At 71.2% G+C, this 25586-nt stretch carries 21 protein-coding genes, 2 pseudogenes and 1 riboswitch; of the genes and pseudogenes, 11 read left to right on the top strand and 12 right to left on the bottom strand.

Annotated features, from left to right (window positions below; translation table 11 throughout):
• Positions 1-3: 3 nt before the first annotated feature.
• The 4 genes from ACWIGU_RS07475 to ACWIGU_RS07460 all read right to left on the bottom strand — a co-directional run bounded on the left by ACWIGU_RS07475 (position 4) and on the right by ACWIGU_RS07460 (position 4466).
• A complete protein-coding gene (locus ACWIGU_RS07475; protein ID WP_454398379.1) occupies positions 4-867 on the bottom strand; it encodes an IclR family transcriptional regulator in 864 nt (287 codons plus the stop codon).
• The gene (locus ACWIGU_RS07470; protein WP_454398377.1) at positions 864-1829 is read right to left on the bottom strand and encodes a DODA-type extradiol aromatic ring-opening family dioxygenase; all 966 of its coding nucleotides are present in this window, start codon (positions 1827-1829) and stop codon (positions 864-866) included. Before ACWIGU_RS07470 ends, ACWIGU_RS07475 begins: the two co-directional genes overlap by 4 nt.
• Complete coding sequence (locus tag ACWIGU_RS07465) at positions 1826-3172, bottom strand: M20 family metallopeptidase (protein WP_454398375.1); 1347 nt, start codon at positions 3170-3172, stop codon at positions 1826-1828. The genes ACWIGU_RS07470 and ACWIGU_RS07465 overlap by 4 nt, the downstream gene beginning before the upstream one ends.
• A gap of 115 nt (positions 3173-3287) precedes the next feature.
• On the bottom strand, positions 3288-4466 hold the full coding sequence (locus ACWIGU_RS07460) for an aromatic ring-hydroxylating oxygenase subunit alpha (RefSeq protein WP_454398634.1): 1179 nt from the start codon (positions 4464-4466) through the stop codon (positions 3288-3290).
• A 254-nt stretch (positions 4467-4720) separates the two neighbouring features.
• Here ACWIGU_RS07460 and ACWIGU_RS07455 point away from each other — a divergent pair, with 254 nt between their 5' ends.
• Positions 4721-6214: an AMP-binding protein gene (locus ACWIGU_RS07455; RefSeq protein ID WP_454398374.1), complete on the top strand. Its 1494-nt coding sequence runs from the start codon at positions 4721-4723 to the stop codon at positions 6212-6214.
• Positions 6215-6339: 125 nt separating this feature from the next.
• Here the strand turns inward: ACWIGU_RS07455 and ACWIGU_RS07450 are convergent, their stop codons facing one another.
• The 8 genes from ACWIGU_RS07450 to ACWIGU_RS07415 form a co-directional block, all read right to left on the bottom strand.
• Positions 6340-7296, bottom strand: a complete 957-nt coding sequence (locus ACWIGU_RS07450; protein ID WP_454398372.1) for a quinone oxidoreductase family protein — start codon at positions 7294-7296, stop codon at positions 6340-6342.
• Complete coding sequence (locus ACWIGU_RS07445) at positions 7296-8150, bottom strand: alpha/beta fold hydrolase (protein ID WP_454398370.1); 855 nt, start codon at positions 8148-8150, stop codon at positions 7296-7298. The genes ACWIGU_RS07450 and ACWIGU_RS07445 overlap by 1 nt, the downstream gene beginning before the upstream one ends.
• A 40-nt stretch (positions 8151-8190) precedes the next feature.
• A complete protein-coding gene (locus ACWIGU_RS07440; RefSeq protein WP_454398369.1) occupies positions 8191-9039 on the bottom strand; it encodes an alpha/beta fold hydrolase in 849 nt (282 codons plus the stop codon).
• Positions 9040-9155: 116 nt separating this feature from the next.
• Complete coding sequence (locus ACWIGU_RS07435) at positions 9156-9917, bottom strand: SDR family NAD(P)-dependent oxidoreductase (protein ID WP_454398367.1); 762 nt, start codon at positions 9915-9917, stop codon at positions 9156-9158.
• A gap of 70 nt (positions 9918-9987) precedes the next feature.
• Positions 9988-10764, bottom strand: a complete 777-nt coding sequence (locus ACWIGU_RS07430) for an enoyl-CoA hydratase/isomerase family protein (protein ID WP_454398365.1) — start codon at positions 10762-10764, stop codon at positions 9988-9990.
• A 61-nt stretch (positions 10765-10825) separates the two neighbouring features.
• Positions 10826-13123: a CoA transferase gene (locus ACWIGU_RS07425; protein ID WP_454398363.1), complete on the bottom strand. Its 2298-nt coding sequence runs from the start codon at positions 13121-13123 to the stop codon at positions 10826-10828.
• Between the two features lie 78 nt (positions 13124-13201).
• On the bottom strand, positions 13202-14014 hold the full coding sequence (locus tag ACWIGU_RS07420; protein ID WP_454398362.1) for an IclR family transcriptional regulator: 813 nt from the start codon (positions 14012-14014) through the stop codon (positions 13202-13204).
• A gap of 93 nt (positions 14015-14107) precedes the next feature.
• Positions 14108-15478 (bottom strand): MFS transporter, encoded by a 1371-nt coding sequence (locus ACWIGU_RS07415; protein WP_454398360.1) that lies wholly within the window; start codon positions 15476-15478, stop codon positions 14108-14110.
• A 666-nt stretch (positions 15479-16144) separates the two neighbouring features.
• Positions 16145-16285, bottom strand: a riboswitch (SAM riboswitch).
• A 455-nt stretch (positions 16286-16740) separates the two neighbouring features.
• On the opposite strand from ACWIGU_RS07415, the pseudogene ACWIGU_RS07410 reads away from it, so the two are divergent.
• From ACWIGU_RS07410 to ACWIGU_RS07365, 10 genes and pseudogenes are all read left to right on the top strand, one after another.
• Positions 16741-17007, top strand: a pseudogene (locus ACWIGU_RS07410) (amino acid ABC transporter permease); the annotation flags it as partial.
• Positions 17007-17249: pseudogene (locus ACWIGU_RS07405) on the top strand (ABC transporter substrate-binding protein); the annotation flags it as partial. The pseudogenes ACWIGU_RS07410 and ACWIGU_RS07405, both read left to right, overlap by 1 nt.
• 78 nt (positions 17250-17327) lie before the next feature.
• Complete coding sequence (locus ACWIGU_RS07400; RefSeq protein WP_454398358.1) at positions 17328-18104, top strand: GNAT family N-acetyltransferase; 777 nt, start codon at positions 17328-17330, stop codon at positions 18102-18104.
• A 110-nt stretch (positions 18105-18214) separates the two neighbouring features.
• Entirely contained in the window at positions 18215-18331 is a 117-nt protein-coding gene (locus tag ACWIGU_RS07395; protein ID WP_454398356.1) for a putative leader peptide, read from the top strand.
• A gap of 96 nt (positions 18332-18427) precedes the next feature.
• A complete protein-coding gene (locus tag ACWIGU_RS07390) occupies positions 18428-19645 on the top strand; it encodes an LLM class flavin-dependent oxidoreductase (RefSeq protein WP_454398354.1) in 1218 nt (405 codons plus the stop codon).
• Between the two features lie 19 nt (positions 19646-19664).
• The gene (locus ACWIGU_RS07385) at positions 19665-21038 is read left to right on the top strand and encodes an NtaA/DmoA family FMN-dependent monooxygenase (protein ID WP_454398352.1); all 1374 of its coding nucleotides are present in this window, start codon (positions 19665-19667) and stop codon (positions 21036-21038) included.
• A complete protein-coding gene (locus tag ACWIGU_RS07380) occupies positions 21035-22126 on the top strand; it encodes an LLM class flavin-dependent oxidoreductase (RefSeq protein WP_454398350.1) in 1092 nt (363 codons plus the stop codon). Before ACWIGU_RS07385 ends, ACWIGU_RS07380 begins: the two co-directional genes overlap by 4 nt.
• A gap of 13 nt (positions 22127-22139) precedes the next feature.
• Positions 22140-23267 (top strand): LLM class flavin-dependent oxidoreductase, encoded by a 1128-nt coding sequence (locus ACWIGU_RS07375; protein WP_454398348.1) that lies wholly within the window; start codon positions 22140-22142, stop codon positions 23265-23267.
• 425 nt (positions 23268-23692) lie between these two features.
• Positions 23693-23776 carry a putative leader peptide gene (locus tag ACWIGU_RS07370; RefSeq protein WP_354775551.1) on the top strand — a complete coding sequence of 28 codons (84 nt, stop codon included), beginning with the start codon at positions 23693-23695 and terminating at the stop codon, positions 23774-23776.
• 141 nt (positions 23777-23917) lie between these two features.
• Positions 23918-25192, top strand: coding sequence for a sulfite oxidase (locus ACWIGU_RS07365; RefSeq protein WP_454398346.1), 1275 nt, complete (start codon positions 23918-23920; stop codon positions 25190-25192).
• Positions 25193-25586: the final 394 nt, after the last annotated feature.

Genomic DNA, 25586 nt, shown 5'->3' with positions numbered 1-25586 from the left:
CGACTACGCGAGCGACCGGCCGATGCCGAGCGCGGCCGTCCGCAGCGCCGTCGCATGCCCGGACGCGTCCATCCGGTACGTGGGCGCGGTGATGGACAGCGCGCCGACCAGGGCCGTCGTCCGCCCGGCGAACACCGGTACGGCGAGACTCGCGTAGCCGAGCCGGATCTCCTCGGTCTCCAGGGCGATGCCGTCGTCCCTGATGCGGTCCAGTTGCGCACGCAGACGGCCGGGGGAGACGACGGTGTGACGGGTGATCGGCTTGAGCCCGTTGCGTACGACGTCGACGAAGAGCGAAGGCGGCGAGTGGGCCAGGATCGCCTTGCCCGTCCCCGTGCAGTACAGCGGCAGCCGGCCCGCCACCCGGGACTCGGCGTTGAGCCCGCGGTGCGGGAAGATCTTGTCCAGGTAGACCACGTCCAGGCTGTCGGGGATCGCGAAGTGGATGGTCTCCCGGGTGATCAGGAGCAGGTCCTCCATGTACGGCTGTACCGCCTCGCGCAGGATGCGCTGCCGGTGCACCCGCTGGCCCAGTTCGAACAGCCGGAGCCCCAGCCGGTAATCGCACCCCTCCCGCTCCAACAGGCCCCAGGTGACGAGCTCCTGGGCGAGCCGGTGAACGGTGGCCTTGGCCACGCCGGAGCGACGCACCAGCTCGGCAAGGGACAGCGCGCTGTCGTCGGCGGTGAACGCCTCAAGGATCGGACGGACCTTCCCGAGCACTGAGTTCATCGAGTCTGCGGAGTTCACCGCGTCGCCCGCTTCGACGGTGTCGCCGGCCGGGCGGGAGGCGAGCACGAGGCCACGGGACCCGGCGGCCGCGGGCTCACGGTTTCCGGCGGCCGCGAGCCCGGCCGGGATGCTCATGCCCGCGGTCCGGCGGCCTCGTGCGCGGCCTCCGGTTCGAGGACCGCCACGCCCATCCCGGTCAGCCACTCCGGCATCGGTTCGTACGCGAGGCGCCGCCCTGGAGTGTGGTCGAGCGCCGCGGCCATCAGCAGCCAAGTACGCAGTTCCTGTGCGCCGTTGCCCGCCGCCTCCTCCAGCTCCTGCGTTGAGTACGAGGTGAGGCGGTGTGCCTCGCCGCCCTCGATCAGTGACAGGAACGTGTCGTCGAACTCCGGCGTGAGGGCGGCCTCCGCGGCCCGGATGATCTCCCGGCGGCGCGCGTCGTAGTCCTGCCAGTTCTCTCGGCCGTTCAGCCAGGCGCCGACCATGAACTCCTCGTCCTCGCCATGCGGTTCACGCCAGTCCGGCCACGGCAGACGGTGCGAGAGCCCGCCCGAACCGACCACCGCGACCCGCCGCCCGCCAGGGAAGGAGAGCACGGCCTCGCGGATCGCGTGGCCCAGTTCCTCGCACCGCTCCAGCGTCGGCAGGGGGTGCGCGAAGACGTTCACCACCAGCGGCACGATCTCCACGTCGAGGCCGTCGAGCAGGTACTGGATCGCGTGCGACTGTCCGTGGTCGATCTGCAGCCGCGCGGAGAACGCCGGGTCGAAACGCCCGCCCTCCACGAGGGAGTCGGCGATGTGCCGGGCCAGCGGCACATCCACCGCCTGCGGCCCCTTCGGCGTACCGGACTCCCCGCTCGCTACGCACTCGCCGACGCCGAGGGTGAAGGCGGGGATCAGGTCCAGCCAGAACCCGCGGAAGTGGTTGGAGCCCACCAGGACGACCGTGTCCACCCGCGCCTTCGCGAGGGCCTCGCGCGCCTCGCCGAGCGCGTCCCGGAAGCGTTCGGCACGGTCCTTGTGGAGGGTGTCCTCCCAGTGGGTGTTCATCAGGGTGCTGTGGGAGGCTCCCACGCCCAGCACGATCTCGCTCATGCCGCTGCTCCTTCCGGTCCTTCCAGCTCCTGTCGGGAGCGGGTGACGGTGTCGACGGCCGTGCGGATCAGATGGCGGGTCAGCTTCTCCATCTCAGCCACGGACACGGTGTTCATGCCGCGCGCGAAGTCGATGTCGAAGGGCGCCTCGGCCACCTTCGGCATACCGACCCGTACCGTCGGGATGCCGCGCCCGCGCAGGATGTTCGCGTCGGTGGCGCCGCTGTTGCCGGCGATGGCCTCGTGCGGCCGTCCCTCGAAGGCCTCCCAGCCGGCCGCCGCGCTGCGGAAGATCCAGCTGTCGCGACTGGTCCGGGTGCCGGGGATTGCCAGGATCATCTCCACAGTGACGTCCAGGCCCGGCAGCTTCTCCTTCAACTCCTCTACAGCAGCCGTAAATTCACGCTTTGCCTGCATCGGTGTCGTGTCCGGGCCGATCCGCAGATCGACGCGCAGGGTGCAGGCCGCCGGCGTGACCGCCGCCATTCGCGGCCAGCCGCCGCGCACCGACGACACGATGCCCTGCGGCGCGACCGTGCCGTCCGTGTGCCGCTCCGCGTACCCGACGAACCACTCCTCCAGGTGCCGTACGACATCGCCGGCGCGGGCGATCGCGTTGTCGTACGGGAGGCGGTGGCGCGAGCCCGCGTAGGTGTGGGTGCCGTGGACGGTGACCTCGAACCACACCAGGCCGACCTCGTCCCAGGACACGGTCCAGCCGGGCTTGGCGATCAGCGCGTAGTCGGTCCACACGCCCTGCTCCAGAAGGAACGAACAGCCCACGCCCTGACCGGTGTTGGCGCGCCCGCTGCCCGGCCGCGCGTTGGTGGGCATGCCTCCCGCGCCGAACGCCGCCACCAGGTCGCCGGTGAGTGGGATGCCGGCCAGAGAGATCGCCTCGGCCGCCATCATCACGCAGGCCGCGTGGCCTTTCGGGTTGGAGGCGCCGAGTCCCGTCACCAGGTCGTCGTAGACGGTGGCCTGCGGGCGCATGTCCTCCCGGAGTTCGGGCCCGATCCACGGCACGTCCTCGCTTTCCTCGCCCACGGTGAGGGTGTCGATGGGGGCGTAGAGCATCAGGTCGGGGCCGCTGCCGTCGCCTTCGAGCCGGGCCCAGGCGTTGGCCTGGCGCCCGTCGATCGGCTGGGTAGTGGCACGCAGGCCGACGGATGCGAGCGCCTCGGCGATGTACGCGGCGAGCGGGCCCTCGTCGCCGGTCGGGCTCGGCACGCCCACCAGGCCCACGATCAGCTCACGCAGCCGCTCGGCGGTGACGTGCCGCCAGGCCTCGGTGATCCAGGCGCGGCGCTGCTCGTCCAGGCCGTCCAGTTCCCGCGCGCTCACTGGTTCACCCGGTGGACCTGGGTCATGCTGGTCTGCGCGATGCGCTTCCTGGCATGCGGGAGTGCCACGGCGATGGCGGCGCCGACCAGCAGCTTGAACAGGGTGCGGGCCATGATCAGGCCTCCTTCTTCTCATCGGTCTTCGCGATGGTCTTCTCAGTGGCGGGGGTGACGCCGGCGGCGGCGAGCTTCTTGCCGTACTCCTCCTCGCTGAGGTTCCGCCATGCGGTCAGCGAGATGTCGGGCCGGTAGAGCTTCTCCGGCGGCGCGTCGGTCACGTCGACCATCCACGCGTCCTGGCCGGAGAACTGGCCGTGGAACAACCAGCGGATGGTGCCCAGGTACTTGGCGTAGAAGCGGAGTGTGTCCCAGCCCTCGGTGAAGTTGACCATCACGCCGACGTAGTGGTGGTTGTCGTCGTCGACCGGGACGTAGAACTCGTAGTGGATGAAGTTCGGGTACGCGATGCGCAGTACGCCCGGCATCGACAGGGACGCGAATCCGGGGAACTCCTGGGCCTCGATGGTCGGGTCGACCTTGTCCGCCCTGCCGGTGTTGCCGAGGTTGAAGGTCTCCTTCGGAGGCTGCTTCTTCCACCAGCGCTTGTTCGACCAGTGGCCGACGCCGGGGAAGTCGGCCTCCCAGTGGACCTCGTCCTGTACGCGGTAGATCCAGCGGCCCTTGGGCACGATGCGGGTGATGTTCCAGGTCGGCATCGGCTTGAAGAGGCGCCACAGGGCGGTGCGGTGCAGGTACTTGGCGTGCCCCTCGTCGAAACCGTTCTCGCAGGCGAAGCGCCAGTTGCCGCCGCGCGGCTCGATGCGGCCGCCCATCACGAAGGCGTTCGAGACGAGCTCCTCGGGGAGCTGCTCATCGATCGGGTGCGGCTCCTCGTCGGTGACGGGGATGTACACCCACACCATGCCCAGGCGCTCCTCAACCGGGTACGTGCGCACGCCCAGCTTGCCGGTGAGACGGCAGCCGGGGCCGTCCGTGATGACCGCGGCGAGCTTGCCCGTGGGCAGGTCGAAGGTCCAGCCGTGATACGGGCAGCTGACCGTGCCCGGGAACTGCTGATCGCCCTCGGACAGCGGGACGCCGCGGTGGGGGCAGCGGTTGTGCAGCGCGTACGCGGTGCCGTTGTCGCGGATCAGCGTGATCTTCTCGCCGCAGATCGTGAACGGGAGCGGCTTGCCCGTGATGTGCGTCGACCAGGTGACGGGGTACCAGTAGCCGCGGAAGCCGGACGCCGCCGCGTCGTAGTGGGGCCAGGACGACCAGTCCTGCCGGCCCATCTTGTCGGGGGCCGCGCGCCGCGGGCGGGCCGGCGTCCTGACGGCGGTTTCCTTGCGGCCCTGTCCTTCATCGCTCGTCGTCATCCTGCGGTGGCCTCCAGCTCTTGCTGCTCCTGACGGTGTGCGGCACGAGCATCCGGCGTGCCGCGCCCGACGCCTACGGGACCGTTCCGCTGGGCGGACCGGCCTCCCTGTGGACCGCTGAGCGAACCGGCAGCCTTGAGCGCCCAGCGCGGGCGGGACACCATCCGGCCATGAACCGCATGACGATCCCCGGCCTCGTCGACGCGGCGGCCGAACGCTTCGGCGACCGGCCCTTTCTCCGCATCGGCGATGTCCGGCGCACGTATGACGAGACGCGTGAGGCCGCGGCCACGATGGCCGGCGCGCTGGCCGCCCGGGGCTGCCGGCCGGGGGACCGGGTCGCCGCGCTGATGTCCAACCGCGTGGAACTGATCGACCTGTTTCTCGGCTGCGCCTGGCTCGGCGCGGTCGTGGTCCCTCTGAACACTGCCCTGCACGGGCGGCTGCTGAGGCATGCGTTGCGCGAGGCCGACCCACAAGTCCTGTACGGCGAGGGCGAGTTGGTGCAGAAGGCGGTGGACGTCGGATACGCGGGGCGGGTGTGGGCGGTGGGCGCGGACGACGCGCCGGAGCCCTATACAGCGCGCTCTCTCGACGTGTTCTCCTCGCAACCGGGGGACACCGCCGCGATCCTCTTCACCTCCGGCACCACCGGGCCCTCGCGCGGCGTGCGCTGCCCGCAGGCCCAGTTCATCTGGTGGGGGCGGAACGTGGCCGACGCGCTGCGCCTCACCGCCGACGACACCGTCTACACCTGCCTGCCGCTCTTCCACACCAACGCCCTCAACACGCTCGCGCAGGCCATGACGGTGGGGGCGCAAGTAGCCGTCGACGGACGTTTCTCCGCCTCCCGCTACTGGTCCCGTGTGGCGGAGAGCGGTGCCACCTGCGTCCACCTGCTCGGCGCGATGGTCCCCATGCTGCTGGCGCAGCCGCCGGCCGCGGGCGACCGGGCGCACCAGGCGTGGCGTGGCCTCGCGCCCGCCACACCCGGACCGCTGTGGCACACCTTCCGGGAGCGCTTCGGTGTCACCGTCGTCGACGGCTTCGGCTCCACGGAGACCAACCTCGTCATCGGGCACACCCCAGCGGAAGGGCGGCCGGGATACATGGGGAAGGTCCGGGACGGATTCCACGCCCGGGTCGTCGGCGACGACCTCGCTCCCGTCCCCGACGGCACCCCCGGCGAACTCGTCGTCCGCACCGAGAGGCAATTCGCCTTCGCCACCGGCTACTTGGGGCACCCCTTGGAGTCTCCCGGCTCCTGGCGTCGCACTGGGGACCGCGTGGTCCGTGAGCCCGACGGCTGGTTCCGATTCGTCGACCGCGTCAAGGACTGCATCCGGCGCCGCGGCGAGAACATCTCCTCGTACGAGGTGGAGACCGCGCTCCGCGCCCATCCGGGGGTCGCCGAGGCCGCGGCGTTCCCCGTCGCCTCCGAACTGGCCGAGGACGAGGTGATGGTGGCCGTCGTGGCGCGGGCCGGAGCCGCCGTCGACCCGGTGGACCTGGCCCGGCACTGTGCCGGGGAGCTGCCCGGATTCGCCGTGCCGCGGTACATCGACGTCGTCACGGAGCTGCCGCTCACGGAGACGGGCAAGGTGCGCAAGGCGGTGTTGCGGGAGCGGGGGGTGAGCGGCGGCACGTGGGATCGGTGCGGGTGAGGGCTCAGCGGGGCGTGCCGGGTGCGGGGCGCGTTCGTGGTTGCTCGCGCGCCATGGCGGAGCCGCTGATCGGCGCAGCCCCGCGCCCCTGGAGGCGCGGGGATCCCGCGGATGCCCACCGCGCGCTAATCGGGGAGCACGACCGCCCGCCCGCGCACGCGGCCGTTCCTGAGCGCGTCCAGTGCCTGCGGGACGTCGCCCAGGCCGAACTTCTCCACCGGCACCTTGAGTTCACCGCTGGAAAGGCGCCGCACGAGGTCACCCACGACCTCGCGGGCCCGGCGCTCCTGGCGGATCATGTTGACCGGGAGGAGTGCTACCTCGTCCAACAGCCAGCTGGGCAGGTCGAGTTCGACGCGCGGGCCCGCCACGTAACCGATGACGACCGCGCGCCCGCCCTGCCGGACCCAGCGGCTGCGGCCGATGAGACCATCGCCCCCGAGCGTGTCGACGAGGAGCGCGGCCGCGCGGTCCCTGCCCAGGCGTGCGATGCCCTCGCCGTCGGTCAGGGCCACACCCTCCACGCCGTCGGGTACGCTGGACAGTTGGTCGGCCAGGCCGACCACGCCCGTCACCCGTGCGCCCGCCGCGAGCGCCTGCTGGGCGACCATCGCGCCGACCGCGCCCGCCGCTCCGACGACTATGACCTCCTCGCCCTTCTCGATCCGGGCGACGTCGTGCAGGGCCACGTACGCCGTGGTCGCCGGCACGAAGAAGCTTGCCGCCACCGCCGGTTCGAGCGGGGTCTCGAGCGGCGTGACCGCCTTGCGCTTCACGCTGACCCGCTCCGTCCACGTACCGTCGCGGACGACGCCGAGGCCGCCGCCGCGCAGCACGACCTGTGTGCCGGGCGCGAGTCCGGAGTCCGCGTCGGCTTCCAGGACGGTGCCCGCGCCCTCGACACCCCCGATGTACGGCAGGTTCGGCTTGAGGCCGAACTCACCGGATGCCACGGTCACATCGAGGTGCGCGACCGTTCCCGCCTCCACCTGGACGAGGACCTCACCCTCCCTGCGTATGGGTTCGGGCACCTCGTCGAGGACGGGTGCGGCGCCCCACGCGTGGAACCGTGCGGCCCGCATCAGGCGGCCGCCTTACGCAGGAAGTCGAGGCTGAGGGCGTTGTAGCGCTCGGCCTGCTCGTGCTGGGGCCAGTGGCCGCAGTCGTCGAGCAGCTCCAGCTGCGATCCGGCGACCGCCTGGTGGATCGCCGTCGCCTCGGGCGTCTCGCCGAACGGATTCTGGCGTCCCCACACGACGAGCGTCGGCTGGGTGATTCGAGCCAGGTGCTCGGGGCGCAGCAGATTGCGCTGGCGGCGCTCCATGTCCTGCAGGGAGAGGAGGTTGTCGACGCCCGCGACGAACTCCGGCGTGTGGTAGATCGCGTGCCGGACCTCGACCAGCTCCTCGGTCGCGTCCGCGTCGTCGGCCATGAGCAGCCGCATCCGCTTGCGGGTGAGGTCGATGTCGTCCTCGACGACCGCCTTCCTCGTACTCGTACGGATGCGGTTCATGACCTCGGGGTTCGCCACGGTGCCGCCGGAGCACAGCAGTTGGAGGCTGCGTACCCGCTCGGGGTGGTCGATCGCCGCGCGGGCACCGACCCAGCCGCCGAGCGACTCGCCGACGATGTGGACGCTGTCGATGCCGACGGCATCCAGGTAGGCGATGAGGTGGGCGACGTAGTCCGCGATCTCGTACGGCTGGTCCGGCTTGCCGGTGTAGCCGTGGCCGAGCATGTCGATGGCGTGCAGGTCGTAGGCGGCGTGCGCGGTGATATTGCGGGCGAAGGCCTCCAGGTGGCCACTGGTGCCGTGCAGGAAGACGACGGCCTGCGCGGTCGGGTCGCCGGCGCGCAGCGCACGCGTGGGGACACCGGCGGCGTCGACGTACTCGACGCGGAAGGGGGTGGGGGCGATCTCGGTCCAGATGGACATGTGCTGTACTCCGTAAGGCAGTTAGGGCTGGGAGAGAGAGTCAGGCGAGGGAGTCGAGGAAGCCGCTGACGACCGAGTGGTACGCCTCGGGACGCTCCTCCTGCAGGTGGTGCGAGGAGCGGTCCATCACGTGCAGGCTTCCGCCGGGCACCATGCGTGCGAGCATCAGCGGATAGTCCGGGGTGAGGAACGCGTCCTGCATGCCCCACATGAACAGCGTCGGCGCCTGAATGCGCCCCAGTTCCGCCGTCAGGTCCTGCCAGTCGCCGCGCGGGGAGTCGGACATCGCGGCGAGCGCGCGCTCCTCCTCGTCGAGACTCTGCTCGTAGCGCAGGGTCAGGGTCTCCTCGGGGAGCTTCGCGCCGTCGTACCACTCCAGCTTGGTGATCAACTGGCGCATCTTCTCGCGGGTCGGACCCTCGCCGCCGTAGTAGGCGTCGCGGGCCGTGCGGCCGCGGTGACCGTTCTCGGGAAGCGGGGCCAGCGGACCGTAGAAGACCGGCATGCTCCCGGTGACGACGAGGGAACGGACCCGCTCGGGGTGGGTCGCGGCCAGATTGAGGGCGATCGTGCCACCCCACGAGTTGCAGACGAAGTCGGCGCGGTCCACGCCGAGCGAGTTGAGCAGGCCGAGCGTCTTCGCCGCGTGGTGGTCCCACATCGGCCCTTCAATACGGGACTTCTCCGACTTGCCGTACTGGTGGATGTCGACGAGCAGACAGCGCCGATCGGCCGCGAACAGCGGCGCGACGGGCCCGAAGTCGCTCCACGCGGTACAGCCGGGGCCCCCGCCGTGCAGGAAGACGGTGTCGGGCCCCGAACCCAGGTCGTGGTAGTGGTAACGGACGCCCGCGCCGTCCGCGTAGTGACTCTCCGGTGCCGGTGACATGCGAGTTGTCGGGTCCTTTCGTGCGAGTGCAGGGCGGTGTGGTGCCGAGCCCATCACCGCGGCGGCTGTAAGCCCAGAACGGCGGTCCGCTCAGCGAACCCGTACCGGCGGTCCTCTCACTGCGCCGTGTAGCCGCCGTCCACGTGCAGCACGGCACCCGTGGTGAAGGCGGACCCGGGTGCGAGCAGCGGCAGTACGGCATGGGCGACGTCCTCGGGTCGGCCCCAGCGTCCGAGCGGGATCTTGGAGGTGAAGGCTGCCTGCGCGGCGCCGTCACTCGTGGCGTCGTCCTCGTTCATGGGGGAGTGGACCGGGCCGGGGGCGACGCAGTTGACGGTCACGCCGGTGCCGGCGAGTTCGAGCGCGGCGGACCGGGTGAGTGCGGCGACCGCGCCTTTGGTGGCGGCGTATCCGGCGCGCTCGGGGGCACCGGTCGAGCCCAGGACGGAGCCGATCGTCACGATGCGTCCGAAACCGGCGTCGAGCATGCCCGGCAGGACGGCGCGCAGCGCCAGCCAGGTGCCCACGACGTTGGTCTCGAGCGCCGCCCGGAGATCGCCGAGCGGCAGGTCGAGGACCGAGCCGCGTGCGAGGCGCCCCGCCGAGGCGACGAGTCCGGTGACCGGTCCCCAGCGGCCGGCGGTCAGGGCCACCGCGTCCGCCAGGCCGTCCGGGTCGGTGGTGTCTGCGACGGCGGCGAGATGCTCGCCGCCGGTCTCCTTCAGCCGGACCTCGGCGGTGCGGCAGCGCTCCGCCGAGCGTCCGGTCACCACGACGGGCCGCCCGCCGCGGGCGACGGCCTCCGCGACGGCGAGGCCGATGCCGCTGGTGCCGCCGGTGACGAGAACGGGTCCGGAGGTGTGCGTCATGAGTGTCATGCCGTGAGGGTGCGTACTCACGGCCAACTGGCCAATGCTGGTGGTCCGTTGAACGGATCGCCAATATTGGTCACCGGCCGGAGAACACCGCGTCCCGCTTGTCCAGGAACGCCTGCAGGCCCTCTGCCGCGTCGGTCGTGCGGGTCAACTCGGCCACGCCCTTCTCCTCGCGTTCCAGAGCCTCGTCGACGGGCAGTCCGTACCCCTCGTCCACGACCCGCTTGAGCAGCGCCACGGCCGCCGTCGGCTTGGCCGCGAGCCGGCGGGCCTCCTCGGCGACCACCGCATCGAACTCGGCCGGGTCCACCACGAGATCGACGAGCCCGAGCTCGCGGGCCCGCTGAGCCGTGAGGTGCTCTCCCTCGATCATCAGCCGCTTCGCGAGGTGCGGTCCGACGAGCCGAGGCAGGCGCTGGCTGCCGCCGGCCCCGGGGAACAGGCCGAGCCGGATCTCCGGGAACCCGAAGACGGCATCGGAGGAGACGATCCGCAGATCGCACGCGAGCGACAGCTCGGCGCCGCCGCCCAGGGCGTGCCCGTTCATCGCCGCGACGACCGGCTTCGGCGCCTGCTCGACCATCCGCTGGACGTCGATCCAGCGGCGCATCCGGGCCTGGTTCGCCGCCGACAGGTCCCGCATCACGGAGATGTCGGCTCCGGCGATGAAGAACCGTCCGGTGCCGGTGACGACGATGCAGCGCACCTCGGGATCAGCCGCAAGCGGCTGCAGGACCGCGCGGAACTCCTCGATCATCGCCGGATTGACGGCGTTCGCTTTGGGCCGGTCGACCCGGATCGTGGCCACGGCGCCGTCGCGGGTCACGGTGAGTACGGAGGGGGCCGTCATGGGGTGTTCTCCTCGGGTATCGCGCTCATCGGGTTCTTCGGGTTCTTCGCGTTCATGGGTCTCATCGGGTGACTCCCTCCGCGGCCAGGGCGTCGAGCCGGTCCTCGCCCAGGCCCAGGAGTTCGTGCAGCACTTCTCGGGTGTGCTGCCCGAGCAGCGGGGCCGGCGCGGTGAGTGCGCCCGGGGTCGCGGCGAGGCGGGCGACGATGCCCTCGTGCCGGATCGGTCCGGCCAGCGGATGGTCCAGCACGGGATAGAAGCCGCGGGCCGCGAGGTGCTCGTCGGCGTCGACCAGGTCCTGGCCGGTCGCCACGACCGCGGCCCCGATGCCTGCGGACTGCAACAGCGCGGCGAGCGCATGGGGGTCATGGCCCCGTGTCCACTCCGCCAGAGCCGAGTCGATTCCGTCCTCGCGGGTCCGGCGCTCCGCCAAGTCGTCCTCCCGGCCCGGAAGTTCGGCCAGCTCGGCCAGTGCGCGCCACTGCGCGTCGTCCGTCACGGAGACGGCCACCCACCGGTCGTCCCCTGCCGCCGGATACACGCCGTGCGGCACGGCGCGCGGAGAGCGGTTCGGGTGGGTGGCGGTCCGCGGATCCGGCAGGTCCTCGCCAAGGACCGGCTCCAGGGCGGCCGGGCCCATCGTCGCGGCCATCGCCTCCAGCTGGGACAGGTCCACGTGCCCGCCGCGGTGCTGCACGAGCAGGTCGAGCGTGGCCAGCACGGCGGCGTTGGCCGCGACCATGTCGCCGAGCCCGAAGGTGAGGCCCTGCGGTGGGCCGCCGGGGTCGCCGGTCTCGCTCGACAGGCCAGACATCGCGGCGAGCGTGTCGGCGAAGGTGACGGCCTTGCGCCAGGGGCCGGTCTGCCCGACGCCGGCCATCGACACGAGGACGACGTCGGGGTTGAGTTCGCGCAGCGACGCGTAGTCCATGCCCCAGCGGGCGAGCACCCCGGGGCTGAAGTTCTCCACGACCACGTCGCAGTGCGGAACCAACTCCCGCAGCAGACGCTGCCCTTCAGCGGTTCGCAGGTTCAGCGCGACGCTGCGCTTGTTCCGGTTGAAGTTGAGGAAGTAGCCGCTGTCGTCCGGGTCGGTGCCCGGCCGCAGATGCATCGAGGGCGCGAAGCGGGTGGGGTCCTGGCGGTGCTCCGATTCGACCTTGACGATGTCCGCGCCGTACTCGCCCAGCTGCTTGGTGACATACGGCCCGGCGAGCACCCAGGTCAGGTCGAGCACGCGGACCCCTTGCAGCGGACGGGACTTGGGGTTCCCGGGGAGCCCGCGTGGCTTCGCCGCCCGCCATGGAGAAGCGGCTTCCGGCACCTCCTTGAGCGCGTCGAGCGCGACCGGCCGGGGGAGCGCCGCCCACGGGAACCCGACGTCCTCAACACCGCCCTCCGGCAGCCCGTCCCCGGTCACCGTGACGAGGAAGCCGCGGTCGCGCAACTGGGCGTTGGTTGTCAGGCGTTCCGGCGGCACCACCTCCGCCCACGGCAGGGCACGCTCCCGCGCCGTGTCGGCGAGTTCCGCGGCCCGCCACCGCGCGGCGAACCGCTGCACGAGTTCATCGACATGGGGCCGCCCCGTCCACCGGAAGGCGGCGTCGCTCCAGCACGCGTCGACCAGGTCCCCGGCCTCGCCCCGCTCCATCATCCACGCGAGCAGATCGGTCCACATACGGTCGCTGCCCGAGTAGCCCCCGGCCACGTATCCGTCCGCCGCCTTGAAGATCCGGTGCGCCACGTGCTCGTACACGCCTCCGTTGCGAACGGGGAAGCGCCCGGCGTGGATCCATGCGAGGGCGGCGGTCTCCAGGGTGGCGGCGACTGCTTCCTGAACGGAGACGTCGACCAGTTGAGGCGTTCCCGAGACGACGCCGAGCAGCGCCCCGATCGCCGCGTGCACCCCGGCCGTCTGCACCGCCTGCTCGCGCGGCGGCGGCTTCGGCTGCCCGTCCGGCCGTCCGCCGAGCCACGTCATGCCGCCCGCCGACGCCAGGACGAGGTCGTCGCCGACCCAGTCGCGTCGCGGCCCGGTGAGACCGAACGGTGTCACCACCACGTGCACGGCATGCGGCCACCGGGACGTACCGTCGTCCCGTACGCCGCGCAGCTGCGCGACGGGTCCACTCTCCAGAACGATGTCGGCCCCACGCGCCAACGCGTCGAGTCCGGACTCACCGCGCACCGGAACCCAGCGTTTGCCCGCGTGCCAGTGCGTTCTGGCCGCCGGGTCCAAGTCCGCGCCCGGCTCGATCCGTACGACGTCGACACCCAGGCCCACGAGCAACCGTGCACCCTGGAAAGCCAGTTCATCCGTCAGATCGAGTACGCGCAGCGGCGACGGGTCTGCTCCCACCACGGCTCCTCCCCATCCCTTGCAAGCGGAGCCTCACGATCACCTCCCGGGGCCCGGGCGGCCAGACAGCCGTTCCGCTCACCGAACCCGCGGCGCCACGGGCCCCGCGAGCCCCCGGGTGATCCGGGCCGCCGTGGCACGCAGCGTGGGCAGCAGCCGCTCCACCGAGACCTCGGACACGGGGCCGGTCGCCGAAAGCGCCGCGCACACGACTCCGTCGGGTCCTTCCACCGGCACGGCGAGACTGGCGTGGCCGGCCCTGACCTCGCCGACCTCATGGGCGAAGCGTTGCCGCTCGACGGCAGCCAGCTGCCGCTTGAGAACCGCAGGGGACACCACGGACCGCTCGGTCAGCGTCGCGAGCCCCGCACCCCGGGGCAGCTGCCCGATGTGCCGGCGCCCGTCCGGGGAGAGAGCGAGCAGCACCTTCCCGGTCGCTGTGCACGACGCCGGCAGCCGCCCCGCGAGCTGCGAATGCGTGAGCACGCTCTCCTCCCCGGCGATCTTCTCGACGAACAGCACATGAGTCGCGTCGAGCACCGCGAGGTGGATCGTGGCGTGGGTCCGGGCGAACAGATCGGTGAGCAGCGGCCGGGCGACGGAACGCAGCACCGCGGAGGCCGGCACGCGCTCACCGAGCTGGAACAGCCGCATGCCGAGCTCGTACGTCTCGTCATGCCGGTCGAGCAGCCCCCACCGCACCAGCTCCTGGGCGAGGCGGTAGGCCGACGCCTTCGGCACCCCGGAACGCCGGCTCAGCTCGCTCAGCCGCAGCCGCACCGCACCCGACTCGAACGCGCCGAGCAGCAGCTGCGCCTTGCCAAGGACAGAATTGGGCAGGGCGACATCCTCGTCCGGTCCTATCGGCCCCGTCGGTACCGTCGATGCCATCGATCCCATCAGCGTCCTCTCGCTCCGCACGGCAGGAAATGCCATTTGAAGTGCAGCAAGGGCGCGTTGCATAGAGGGACCCGGGTGTAAACATCAGGAAACAGGCGTCTCGGCGTCCTCTTTCGCCCCAGTGACTTTCTGCGCGTCCGTCCCGGAGGTCACCTGCGCGGTGTCCGTCGTCGTGCCGTCCGCGAAGAAGACCAGTGCCACGGTCGCGACCAACGCCATACCGACGGTGAGCAGGGCGACCGGCAGAAAGTGCCCGGTCGAGGCGAGCAGCGCCGTCGCGACCACCGGCGACAGTCCGCCGGCCACGGCGGAGGACAGCTCATGCCCGATCGCCATCCCGGAGTACCGGGTCTTCGTGCTGAACAGCTCGGCGAAGTACGAGGGCTGGACACCGATCATCGCGGCGATGGCGATGTGCCCGACGACGAACGCCAGCCACACCGCCGCGGTGTTCCCGGTGTCCATGAGCAGGAAGAACGGTGCCGCCCAGACGACGATGCCGATCGCCCCGCCAAGGTAGACGGGCCGCCGCCCGAGCCGGTCGGAGAGCCGCCCGAAGACGAGCATCATCATCGAGTCCACCGTCATCCCGGCGATCCCCGCCCACAGCAGCACCGTGGGGGAGATGCCGACGTACGCCCCGTACACGAGCGAGAAGGACATGAAGATGTAGCTCGCGCCGCTGTCCGCGAACCGCAGAGCCATGGCGAACAGGACCTGGCGCGGGTGGCGGTGCAGCACCTCGCGCAGCGGCGAACGCGTCTCGCTCGCTCCGGCCTTCTCCGCTCCGGCCTTCGCCTCGAAGCTCTCCGTCTCACCGAGGTTGCGGCGGATGTACAGGCCGACCGCGAAAATCACCGCGCTCGCCAGGAACGGCAGGCGCCAGCCCCAGGCAATGAAGGCGTCACCGGTCGCCTGCTGGGCGAGCCACAGCGCCAGGGACGAGAGTACGAAGCCGATGCCCATGCCGCACGAGCTGAACGAGGCGAGAAATCCGCGGCGTTCGGGCGGAACATTTTCGGTGATGATGAGCACGCCGCCACCCCACTCGCCGCCCGCCGCGACGCCCTGCAGGATGCGGAGCACGACGAGCAGCAGCGGCGACAAGATGCCTGCCGTCGCGTAGGAGGGCAGCAGACCCATGCAGAAAGTGGCGCCGCCCATCAGCGAGATGGTCGCGAGCAACGCCGCCCTGCGCCCACGCCGGTCCCCGATGTTGCCGAAGAAGAGACCGCCGAGGGGACGTGCGGCGAAACCGACGGCGTGTCCGGCCAGGGCGGCGATCGTGCCGAGCAGCGGATGCCCGCCGGAGGGGAAGAAGACCGAGCCGAGGACCATGGCGGCGGCCGTCGTATAGAGGAAGAAGTCGTACCACTCCAGCATGTTGCCGGCGACGGACGCGGTGAGGACGCGTCGCACGGCGGCCGCGTCGCCGGTCGCGGAATTTCGGGTCATGTGCGCTCCTTGCCGATCGAGCCAGGGGTCGACGGAGCGTATGGACGACCCGGCGCCGACTCAACCGGGCCGGTCCGTCAGGCGGGACACCCGCCCGCGGGCGACGGCGACGAGGGTGGACACGGGACGTCCGCTCCACGGACCGCGGGGCGCCCCGTTCAGCGGACCGTGGGGCGCGCGACGGCGCGAGATGGCGCAGTAATGTACGCCGACTCGCGGACCCGCACCCCGACGACCTGCCGAAACGCGTCTCCACTGTGGGGTCCTCATGCTTCCGGCGTCCCGCCCGAGATTCCCCCCGGCCCGCTCCGCGCTCCTCGCCGCGGCCCTGCTGACATGGCGGGCACCACCGACTCCGCGGGCGGCTCCGGCGGCGTCGCTCTGCCGCAGCGGGCGCAGCATCGCGAACGCGTTCGTCACACCCAGATAGGCAAGTCGCAGCAGCACCGCGGATCATCATGCCGTGTTGATCACCAACTTCACCAGTACGTGATCCCGGCCGACCGCGATCAACTCGTGCACCCTTCCTCCCACCAGGGCGGATGAGTTTTCGGCGAGGGCAGGATCAGTGAGCGCTGGAGACACGCAACAGGTTGATGTACAGGCGCCTCGTCAAGCCGTTCCAGGACATCCCTCCGGTCCCGCCTCCGGGGCTCGCGAGACGCGAGACCACGCATGCCCCGCTGCACCGGCGGGACCCGGTCGTCACGCTGGGCACCCCGTCGCGGGGGTTGCCTGTCAGCGTGCCCGGGCCGGTGATCACATGAGTGGGGCGAACCCGCGCCGTGGGCGCTGACAATCGTGACCGTCCACGTCAGTTTCGGCGCGCTCCGTGACGCCGTCGAGAGGTCGAGTAAGCGGTCTCACCTGGTGGTCACTCGCGTTGACATTCTTTTCCGGGCATGCCTAACTTGCGGCGCAGACGAGACTGCCCCAGGGCCGGAGAATTGATGGTGACAGCGATGTACGCAGCTGACGGGACGGCCGCATGGCGGCCCCTCGGCCGCGTCCCGCTGTGCGCGGACCGCTCCGTCGACCTGATGCGCGTCAACAGCGCGCTGTGTACGGCTGCTTGTTGCACCCTCTGCCAAGGCTGACGGCTCTCTGAGTCCCTGACGACCACCGCTGTCGCGGTGTGCCCTCTCCCCGCCCAGCCCCCGTTCCGCGTGTACGCGTGCGTCGCCTCGTGCCGAGCTGCTCCCGCTCGGCGCGGTAATGGCGCATTCCGTGATCCGGGGTGTCCGAATCCGCTGGAGCCCACCATGAGTGAATCTCCGGGCATCACTGTGTCCTCCGGATCAGCACCGCCCGCCGAGGCGATCCCGCGCCCCGACACCACCACCGCGCCGAAGCCCCTGGCGGCGCAGCGAGTTCTTCCGCTCCGGCATCCCCGCCGCTGGACCATCACGGCAGTCGTGCTGGTGCTGGTCGCCCAGATCGTCCACGGGCTGGCGACCAACCCCTTCTTCCAGTGGGACCGGTTCCAATACCGGTTCCTGCGGCCGACGATCCTCGACGGCCTGCTCATGCCAAGACACCCAACCCGACGCGCAACGCGGGCGAGTTCTCCGGTGCGGGAGCGACGCTCCAGGGCCTCATCGCGGCCACCGCGAAGAAGGCCAGCGGGCTGGCCAAGCTGCTCGCGGACGCTGTCAACCACCTGATCAAGAACGGTCGGTACGCCCAGTGGCTCGCCGCCTACAACCTCTCCAACGAGGCCGTCGCCACGTCCGAGGTCAACCCGGCCGGCCTGCCGCTCGACAACTCCTGACCGCCGTCCGCCCACCGGACTCCGCCGTGACACGGCGGAGTCCGGGCCGCGTTCCAGATACGGAGACTCCGCACCGCCATGTCCACCAGCCTCCACCACACCCCGTCCCCGAGCCCGACGGAACCGCACATCCTGGACAACGCCGCCTGGGCCGCGCTGACCGGCCCGCACGCCCACCTCGCCGAACGCGTCGGCCGGGCCGCCCGCTACCCCACGGACGTCTCCCCGTTCACCGCCCTGGAAGACCCCGCCGATCCCCGCGCCTGGGACGACCTGGCCGCACTGGTCGGACCCGGCACCGTCACCCCGGTCACCGGGGTTCAGACCGTGCCCGAGGGCTGGGAGATCGAGCAGAGCGGTGACGGCGTCCAGATGGTCGACACCGCGCTGTACGCCGAACCCGCACACGAAGCGGTACGGCTCGGGCCCGCCGACGTGCCCGAAATCCTCGGCCTGATCGCACTCACCCAGCCGGGCCCCTTCCGGCCCCGTACCATCGAGCTGGGTACCTATCTCGGTATCCGGGACCGCGGGCGGCTGATCGCCCTGGCTGGCGAACGCCTCCGTCCGCCGGGCTGGACCGAGATCAGCGCCGTCTGCACCCACCCGGACCACCGCGGCCGGGGCCTGGCCACCCGGCTGGTCCGCGCGGTCGCGGCGGGGATCAGGGAACGGGGCGACATCCCTTTCCTCCACGCCGCCGCGAGCAACACCCACGCGATCCGGCTCTACGAGTCCATCGGGTTCACCCTGCGCCGCCGCACGCGGTTCGCGCTCGTCCGCACGCCGGGCGGACAGCCGGCGACGCAAGGCCGGGACGGACAAGAAGCCGGACAGCCGGAAGAAAAGGCCTAGCCGTGCTGTTGTGCTTTCCGACCAGCGAGTTGCGCCCCTTCGGTGAGGTGCGAGTGCGAGGCCGACAAGAAGCCCGGCGGCGCTGGTCCGGGCGGGCGGAGGTGAGGCACATGCGTCCCGTGTCCCGTCACCGCGTCGTGAATCCCGCCCCGCCCCGCCGTCTGCACCTGTACTCCCGGCCACACATCGACCTGTTGCGCGTGGCCGCCGCGCTCTGTTGCTCCTGATCCTCCCCCAGCCTTCGGCCGGGGACCCACCTCGCAGCCGCACCCTTCGTACGGGGCCGGCTCCCTCGTACGGCTGATCAGGAAGGCGTCACTCCTTTGTCCTCGTCACCCTCCCCTCTGCACCTCGCCGTCGCGCTCGACGGCGCCGGCTGGCACCCGGCCGCCTGGCGCGAGCCCGTCGCCCGCCCCCGCGAACTGCTCACCGCCGCCTACTGGACCGACCTCGTCACCGAGGCCGAGCGCGGTCTGCTCGACTTCGTGACCATCGAGGACGCCCTCGGCCTCCAGTCCACGTCGTTCACCGAGTCCGACGGCCGCACCGACCAGGTCCGCAGCCGCCTGGACGCCGTCCTCATCGCCGCCCGTGTCGCCCCGCTGACCAGCCACATAGGTGTGGTGCCGACGGTGGTGGCCACCCATACGGAGCCGTTCCACATCTCCAAGGCGATCGCCACCCTCGACTATGTGAGCACCGGCCGCGCGGGCCTGCGTGTACAGATCACGGCACGCCCGAACGAGGCCGCGCACTTCGGGCGTCGTACGTTCCCGCCGTTCCGCACGGAGGACTACGACACGGCTGCTGTGCAGGAAGTGGTGGCCGATGCCTTCGACGAGGCCGCCGACTATGTCGAGGTCGTGCGCCGGCTCTGGGACAGCTGGGAGGACGACGCGGAGATCCGGGACGTTGCCACCGGCCGCTTTGTCGACCGGGACAAGCTGCACTACATCGACTTCGAGGGCAAGCACTTCAGCGTCAAGGGCCCTTCGATCACGCCCCGCCCGCCCCAGGGCCAGCCGATCGTCAGCGCCCTGGCCCACGCGACCGTCCCCTACCGGCTGGTGGCCCGGACCGCCGACATCGGCTACGTCACCCCGCACGACGCCGGCCAGGCCCGTGCCATCGTCGAGGAGGTCCGCGCCGAGCAGACGGCGGCCGGCCGCGCCGACGAGACCCTTCACATCTTCGGCGACCTGGTGGTCTTCCTCGACGACGATCCCGCCGAGGCCGTGGCCCGCCGGGAGCGCCTGGACGCCCTCGCGGGATACCCGTACACCAGCGACGCCCGGATCTTCACCGGCGCCCCCGCCCAACTCGCTGATCTGCTCCAGGAACTGCAATCGGCCGGACTGAGCGGTTTCCGGCTGCGTCCCGCCGTCGCCGGGCACGACCTGCCGGCGATCACCCGGGGCCTGGTCCCCGAACTCCAGCGCCGGGACGCCTTCCGCCGCGGCTACGAGGCCGACACCCTGCGCGGGCTTCTGGGGCTCGCCCGTCCCGCCAACCGCTACGCCGCTGCCGCAGCCACCACCTGAGCCGGAGGGACCGTACGACATGAGCAAGCCCCTGAAGCAGATCCACCTGGCCGCCCACTTCCCCGGCGTCAACAACACCACGGTGTGGAGCGACCCCGAGGCCGGCAGCCACATCGAGTTCAGCTCCTTCGCGCACTTCGCGCGGACCGCCGAGCGCGCCAAGTTCGACTTCCTGTTCCTCGCGGAGGGGCTGCGGCTGCGTGAACAGGGCGGAAAAATCTACGACTTGGACGTCGTCGGCCGCCCCGACACGTTCACGATCCTCACCGCGCTCGCCGCCGTCACCGAGCATCTCGGGCTGACCGGCACCATCAACTCCACCTTCAACGAGCCCTACGAAGTGGCCCGCCAGTTCGCCAGCCTCGATCACCTCTCCGGCGGGCGCGCAGCCTGGAACGTCGTCACCTCCTGGGATGCCTTCACCGGCGAGAACTTCCGCCGCGGCGGCTTCCTCCCGCAGGAGGAGCGCTACTCCAGGGCCAAGGAGTTCCTGGCCACAGCAAACGAACTGTTCGATTCCTGGCACGGTGACGAGATCGTCGCCGACCAGGCCACCGGCACCTTCCTGCGGGACGCGAAGGCCGGCGCTTTCGTGCACCGGGGCCGACACTTCGACATCCACGGCCAGTTCAACGTGCCGCGCTCGCCGCAGGGCCGCCCGGTGATCTTCCAGGCCGGCGACTCCGAAGAGGGCCGGGAGTTCGCCGCCGGCGGCGCCGACGCCATCTTCAGCCGGTACAGCACCCTGGACGCGGGCCAGGCCTTCTACACCGACGTCAAGTCCCGCCTCGCCAAGTACGGCCGCACGGCGGACCAGTTGCTGATCCTCCCGGCCGCGACCTTCGTGCTCGGCGACACCGACGCCGAGGCCGAGGACCTGGCCAAGGAGGTGCGCCGCCAGCAGGTCAGCGGCGCCACCGCCATCAAGCACCTCGAGTTCGTGTGGAACCGGGACCTGTCCTCGTACGACCCGGACGGCCCGCTGCCCGACATCGACCCGGACGTCAGCGACAACCACATCTCCAAGGGGCGCGCCCAGGTGCGCATGTACCGCGACCCGCTGGCCACGGCCCGCGAGTGGCGCGAACTCGCCGCGGCCAACAAGTGGTCCATCCGCGACCTGGTCATCGAGACCGGCAACCGCCAGTCCTTCATCGGCTCACCGGCCACCGTCGCGAAGACCATCAACGACTTCGTCCAGGCCGACGCCGGCGACGGCTTCATCCTCGCCCCGCACATCACCCCGGGCGGCCTCGACACCTTCGCCGACAAGGTGGTCCCGCTCCTCCAGGAACAGGGCGTCTTCCGCACCGCGTACGAGGGACCGACCCTGCGCGACCACCTCGGCCTGGCCCACCCCGACGTGGTGCGCGACGAGCGGGCGGCATCATGAAGTTCCTCGCCATCACCCTGATTGTGCACGCCCCGCACCCGGTGACGGGCATCCGAAAGCCCACTCAGGACCGCTTCCGCGAGGTGCTCGACAACGCGCTGCTCGCCGAGGAGCTGGGCTTCGACGGCTTCGGCGTGGGGGAGCGGCACGAACGGCCCTTCATCTCCTCCTCGCCACCCGTCGTCCTCAGTCACATCGCCGCCCTCACCTCTCGGATCCGCCTGTTCACGGCAGTCACCACGCTCAGCCTCCTCGACCCCGTGCGGGCGTACGAGGACTACGCGACCCTGGACCATCTCTCCGGCGGACGCCTTGAGCTGATCATCGGCAAGGGCAACGGGGCCGCCCAGCGGGACCTGTTCCAGGTCACCCCCGAGGACCAGTGGGATCGCAACGCCGAGAGCTACGAGGTGTTCCGCAAGATCTGGCGCCAGGACAAGGTGACCGCCGCGACCCGCTTCCGCCCGGGACTCGAGGACGCGGAGGTGTGGCCCCGGCCCCTCCAGCAGCCGATCCGGGTCTGGCATGGCAGCGCGACCAGCAAGGAGTCGGTCGACCTGGCCGCCCGCTACGGCGACCCGCTCTTCTCCGCCAACGTCACCAACCCCATAGAGCCCTACGCCGAGTTGATCCGCTACTACCGAGAGCGCTGGGAGTACTACGGCCACGATCCGGCCGCCATCGCGGTCGGCGCCGGGACGGCGGGCCTCTACGCGGCCCGCACCTCCCAGGAGGCGATCGCCGCCTACCGGCCCGTGTTCGAGGGGAACCTGGCGTTCCAGGAGCGGCTGGGTCTCGAGCCGGTGTTCTCGACCCTGGAGGACTTCGTGGAGCGCAGCTCGGCGCTGATCGGCAGCCCCCAGCAGATCATCGAGAAGGTGCACCGCTACCACGAACGATTCGGGCACACCGTGCTGCATCTGCACGCGGACGCAGGAGGGCTGACTGACCGTCAACACCGGGACTCCCTCGAACTCTTCCAGTCGGACATCGCGCCGGTGCTGCGCCGCGAGATCCCCGATCCGCCGTTTTCATGGGGCCCGGCCCTAGCGGAGCCCGTGCCCGCGTCCGTGCCCGCCGACCACTGAGGAGCCTCCGTACATGTCCGACATCCCCCTCGGCGTCCTGGACCTGATCCCGATCTCGTCCGGTTCCACCGCCACCGAGGCGCTGCGCAACTCCATCGACCTGGCCCGGCAGGCCGAGAGCTTCGGGTACGCCCGCTACTGGTTCGCCGAGCACCACCTCAACCCGGGCGTGGCCGGGACCTCGCCCGCGGTCGTGCTCGCTCTGACCGCTTCCGCGACCTCGACCATCCGGCTCGGGTCCGGTGCCGTACAACTGGGTCACCGCACCGCCCTGTCCACGGTCGAGGAGTTCGGCCTGATCGACGCACTGCACCCCGGGCGCCTCGACCTGGGACTCGGCCGCTCCGGCGGACGCCCGCCCGGCGGGCCCGCCACCCCGCAGCCGGCCGCGACTTCGGTGGTCGACGGCCGCGCCCCGGGCGGCCTGCGCATCCCGCCCCGGTTCTCGTTCGAGCACCTGCTCGGCTCACCGCGTGTCGCGCTCCAGCGGAAGCTGCTCCTCCTGCCGAACGCCGAGTCGCAGCCCTACGGCGAGCAGATCGACGACATCCTGGCATTGCTGGCGGGCACGTACCGCTCCGCTGACGGTGTCGAGGCCCACGTCGTGCCGGGGGAGGGCGCCGATGTCGAGATCTGGATCCTGGGCAGCAGTGGAGGCGAGAGCGCCGAGGTCGCGGGCCGCAACGGTCTGCGGTTCGCGGCGAACTATCACGTCAGTCCGGCTACGGTGCTGGAGGCGGCGGAGGGCTATCGGGCCGCGTTCCAGCCTTCCGACGTCCTGGACAAGCCGTACGTCAGCGTGTCCGCGGACGTCGTGGTCGCCGAGGACGACGAGACCGCCCGCGAACTCGCCACAGGCTACGGCCTGTGGGTTCGCAGCATCCGTACGGCCGAGGGCGCGATCCAGTTCCCCACGCCGGACGAGGCCCGCGCCCACGCATGGTCCGACGCTGACCGGGCGCTGGTCCAGGACCGCCTCGACACTCAGTTCGTCGGATCCCCGGGCCGGGTCGCCGACCAGCTGGCCCAGCTCCAGGAGGCCACCGGCGCCGACGAACTGCTGATCACCACGATCACCCACGGCCACGCGGACCGGGTGCGGTCCTACGAGTTGCTGGCCGAGGAGTGGCGCAAGAGGTGAGGTGCGAGACATTCAGCGCCAGGACTGACGGGTGATCAGCGGGTGGCGGCGCGACAGAGCGCGGTTGCGGCAGGTACGAGGTCGACGCAGCGGCGCCGCAGGGCAGCGACCGGCGTGGCATGCGGCGATGCATGGTGTTCATCAGCACGTCGATGCCATCCGGCGCCGCCGCGGCCAGCTGCTCGACAGGCGCCTCACGTTCGCCCAACAGGGCGCCGTACCGTGCCGACGCCAGCGAGCGGCCGCCACCCACCGCGCGCCACGGGAAACAGGCGGACTGGCGAGGTACGACACCTGCTGTACGGCGCACCACCATCGCCCCGAGGCGGGTCCCCGCAGTAACAGGCACCGACGTCTCAGGGCGGTCGGCTTCCTGACGCGAACGCTCCGTTGACACCTTCCGCCCCACGTGCTTGCATCCCGCCATGCCGTTGTCGGAGCCCCTGACCCGCCGCCGCGCCGTGGACCTCGTCCGGGTGGCCGCCGCGCTGTGTCGGACGACCGGCTGATCCCGCGCCTCCTCGCAGCTCTGTCAGCAGCCCTGTTGAACAAGCCGGTTGTGCAGGCACCGGCCCTGCCCGCGGATGCCTGTGCCCAGGCCCGCGCCGACCCCTGTCGTTCTTTTCATCCCATCATGACGAGGACCCGCCATGCCTTCACCCACTCCCGCCGGTCACCGCTACGAAACCGACTACGACCGCCGCAGGCTGCGCCAGTGGCTGGCCGGTGAGGCCAGGGCCGACGGGGTCACCCGCCGTCGGCTGCTCGCCCTTCTCGCCGCGACCGCCGCTGGGACCGCACTGGGCCCCACGCGGCCCGCCCACGCCGCCGACGGGCCGATCGTCAAGCCCCTGCCGCCCGAGTGGTTCATCGAGCGCGGCACCAACGCCGAGACTCGCTGGGAGGCGCTGCGCGGAACCGGCCATCACACCCCCAACGAGCTGTTCTTCGTGCGCAACCACACCGCCACCCCCGTTCTGAAAGCCGAGGACTGGCGGCTGCGGCTGTGGGGGAGTGGGCTGCGCGGCACTCCCGGCGAGGACCGGCCGGTGGAGTTCGGGTACGACGATCTGCGAGCCCTGCCGGCCGTCACCCGTACCGCCTTCGTCGAGTGCGCCGGAAACGGGCGCTCCCTCTACGCGACGCAACAGGGCGAGACGGTCACCGGCACCCCGTGGACCCTGGGGGCCATCGGTGTCGCACGCTGGCGTGGGGTGCGCCTGGCCGACGTGCTGGGCAGGGCCGGGTTGTCCCCCTACGCCGTGGACGTCCAGCCGCGCGGCCTGGACGCCGAGTACGTCAGCGGCGGCGAGAGCCTGGGCCGGGTACGCCGTCCGCTGCCGCTGGCCAAGGTGCTGGACGACGTACTGCTCGCGTACGAGATGAACGGTGAGAGGCTTCCGTACGACCACGGGTATCCGGTGCGGGTGTTGGTGCCCTCCTGGGTGGGGATCGCGTCGATCAAGTGGGTCGGCGACATCGAGGTGTCCGCGCAGCCGCTCTTCTCACCCTGGAACACCACCTTCTACCGGCTGTTCGGCCCCTCCTACCCCCAGGACGGCAGTGCGCCGCTCACCCGGCAGGCCACGAAGAGCGCCTTCGAGCTGGCGAGCGGGGCCACGTTCACGGCGGGCCGCAGCCACGTACTGCACGGACGGTCGTGGTCGGGTGCGGGCGCCGTCGCCCGGGTCGACGTCAGTACCGACGGCGGGGCGAACTGGCGGCCCGCCCGCCTGCACGACCGGCCCCGCGCCGGTACCTGGACCCGCTGGTCCCTCGGTTGGCAGCCCGACGCACCGGGCGCCACCCACCTGTTGGCCCGCGCCACGGACACGGCCGGCCGCACTCAGCCGGACACCGCTGTGCCGAACACGCAGGGGTACCTGTTCGACGCTGTGGTGCGGCATCCGGTGAGCGTGGTGTGACGGTCAGCCGTCCCGGCCAGAGCTGGTGCCGTCGCAGGCGGGGCGGTGACTTACTGGCGCTCCTGAAGGGTGCCGGCCAGGAAGGGACGAGCGACGGGCGACTTGGGGGCAAGGCTCACGCTGATTCCCTGGAGGGGAAGGTGCTGCTCGACCATCTGCTCAGGCATGCGTCGTCACCCGACCACACGATCCGCTTCGGCCGGAACCCGGGCGACTTCGTGCTCTGGAGCAACCGGGCGACCTGGCCCTACGCGGTGGACGACTACGGCGACGGCGCGCACCTACCGCACTCTGTGCCCAATGGCCCGCGGCGATCTCCCGGCTCATCGTCGACCACATCGAGGAGACGGACGGAGCGGCCTGTGTCCGCCTCGGCGCCGTCCCGGTCCAGCTT

The sequence above is a fragment of the Streptomyces sp. NPDC055400 genome (assembly GCF_053644375.1).
The sequence above is the reverse complement of the archived record's forward strand: the minus strand, read 5'-3'. Positions and strand labels throughout refer to the sequence as shown.